Source organism: Microcoleus sp. D3_18_C4, from assembly GCF_036702355.1.
Lineage (GTDB): Bacteria > Cyanobacteriota > Cyanobacteriia > Cyanobacteriales > Microcoleaceae > Microcoleus.
Genome location: NZ_JAUBTF010000048.1, coordinates 58,688 through 61,289, shown reverse-complemented (window position 1 = coordinate 61,289; position 2,602 = coordinate 58,688). Strand labels below are relative to the sequence as shown.

Sequence of the window (2,602 nt, the reverse complement as noted above, 5' to 3'; positions counted from 1 at the left end):
AGTTAGGAGTTGGGATTCAATTAAATCTCAGCAAAACTTTTCATTATATCATAAAATTATTTTGCAAGAGATCTAATCAAATGGCGACACCAGTTGATTTTCCTAAATATCTGCAATCCCTGGTTGAGTCTTATAAAAAACAACAGCATCTCTACACGCTGACGGATTTACAGGTGGAGGTGCGGGTGGAAAAGCCACCGGAGGATCGATCGCAACCTCCATCCCCAGAAAAGAAACCAGAAACGAAAATCGAGCGGCTGGAAGTGCTGGCGGGACTCCGCAAGTACGTGCAGCAGGGAAAAGTGCTGCTAGTGGGCAAGCCAGGTTCGGGAAAATCGACGGTATTGCAGCGTTTTCGGTGGGAATTGGCACTAGAAGCGCTCAAGGAGGGCGATCGACAGATTCCGGTGTTGGTGCAGTTGAGGAGCGATCGCTCGATTAAAGACGCAATCTGTGCCGAATTTCGACAAGCAAAGCTCAGAGTGAGCTACACAGAGGTGGAGGATTTGCTGTTTGATAGCAGGTTGCTGCTGTTGCTGGATGGCGTGAATGAGATGCCATCGCAACAAAAGCGGCAGGATTTGCAGCTATTCCACGACGACCATCCCGATACGCCGATGATTTTCACGACGCGGGATTTGGCGCTGGGCGGATCTTTGGGCATTGAGAAAAAGCTGGAGATGTGCGCGCTGACGCAACCGCAGATGCGGGAGTTTGTGCACAAGCATTTGCCGCAACATGGGGATTTGCTGCTGCAACAATTGCGCGATCGCCTGCGAGAGATTGCCGAAACGCCGTTACTACTGGAAATGATGTGTAAGGTGTTTAAAAATAGCGGGAAAATTCCCCAGAGTAAGGGCGAGTTGTTTCAGGAGTTCGATCGCCAGTATGACGAGTTTAAGCGCGGTGCGTTGGTTTCGGATGATTTTCGGCGCTTCAAGTCGGAGGTTTTGCAGCAGTTGGCTTTTGTGATGTTGCAGGGTGACTCGCAGCGCCCCACCGATGGTTGGGTGGCTATTTCTCGCGATCGGGCTGAGGAGATTTTGGAGTGCTGGTTGCGCGATCGGGGGGTGGTGGATGCGCCAACGAAAGCGAAGGAGTGGCTAGAGGATTTGCTGGAACATCATCTGTTGCAGGTGGCGGCAAAGCCGGAGGAAATTGAGTTTCATCACCAATTATTTCAGGAGTATTATGCGGGGCGGGCGTTGATGAAACTGTTAGCTGAGAAGCATCAAGATGCGATCGACGATCGACGGTTGCAGCATTTCTATTTGAATTATTTTAAATGGACGGAGCCTCTGGCGTTCATGCTGTCGTTGTTGCGAGATGAGGTGCAGGCGGTGCGGGTGGTGCGGCTGGCATTGGATGTGAATTGGAGGTTGGGGGCGCGGCTGGCGGGGGAGGTGCAGCGGGTGTTTCAGAAGTGTACGGTTGGGTTGGTGGATCGGTTGGATGTGCCGGGGTGGTTGAAGGTTGAGCTTTTGGGGGAAGCGCGATCGGATGAGGCGATTCCGGAATTACTTAAACTCGTTGAACATTCAGACTCTGATGTGCGTAGGATGGCGGCATATGCCTTAGGCAATATCGGTGACGCTCAGGCGATTCCGGGATTACTTAAACTCGTTGAAGATTCAGACTCTCATGTGCGTAGGAGCGCGGCAGATGCCTTAGGCGCGATCGGTGACGAGCAGGCGATTCCGGGATTACTTAAACTCGTTGAAGATTCAGACTCTCATGTGCGTAGGAGCGCGGCAGATGCCTTAGGCGCGATCGGTGACGAGCAGGCGATTCCGGGATTACTTAAACTCGTTGAACATTCAGACTCTGATGTGCGTAGGAGGGCGGCAGATGCCTTAGGCGCGATCGGTGACGAGCAGGCGATTCCGGGATTACTTAAACTCGTTGAACATTCAGACTCTGATGTGCGTAGGAGGGCGGCAAATGTCTTAGGCAAAATCGGTGACGAGCAGGCGATTCCGGGATTACTTAAACTCGTTGAACATTCAGACTCTCATGTGCGTAGTATGGCGGCAGATGCCTTAAGCAAAATCGGTGACAAGGCAGCAATTCCCGGATTACTTAAACTTGTTAAAGATTCAAACTCTTATGTGCGTAGTAAGGCGGTAGATCCCTTAGGCAAAATTGGTGACAAGGCAGCAATTGCTGAATTACTTAAACTTGTTAAAGATTCAGACTATTATGTGCGTAGGAGCGCGGCAGATACCTTAGGCAAAATTGGTGACAAGGCGGCAATTCCCGGATTACTTAAACTTGTTGAAAATTCAGACTATGATGTGCGTAAGAGTGCGGCAGATGCCTTAGGCGAAATTGGTGACAAGGCAGCAATTCCCGGATTACTTAAACTTATTGAAGATTCAGACTCTTTTGTGGGTTGTAGTGCGGCAGATGCCTTAGGCAAAATCGGTGACAAGGCAGCAATTCCCGGATTACTTAAACTTGTTGAATATTCAGACTATGATGTGCGTAGAAATGCGGCAGATACCTTAGGCAAAATGGGTGACAAGGCGGCAATTCCCGGATTACTTAAACTTGTTGAAAATTCAGACTATGATGTGCGTAGGAGTGCGACAGATGCCTTAGG

Annotated in this window: 1 protein-coding gene; it reads left to right on the top strand. The window is 50.0% G+C overall.

Going from position 1 to position 2,602, the window contains the following annotated elements:
• Nucleotides 1-80 precede the first annotated feature (80 nt).
• Nucleotides 81-2,602 (top strand): HEAT repeat domain-containing protein (locus QUA90_RS21825; protein ID WP_333447697.1); only part of this gene is annotated, 2,522 nt, incomplete at its 3' end.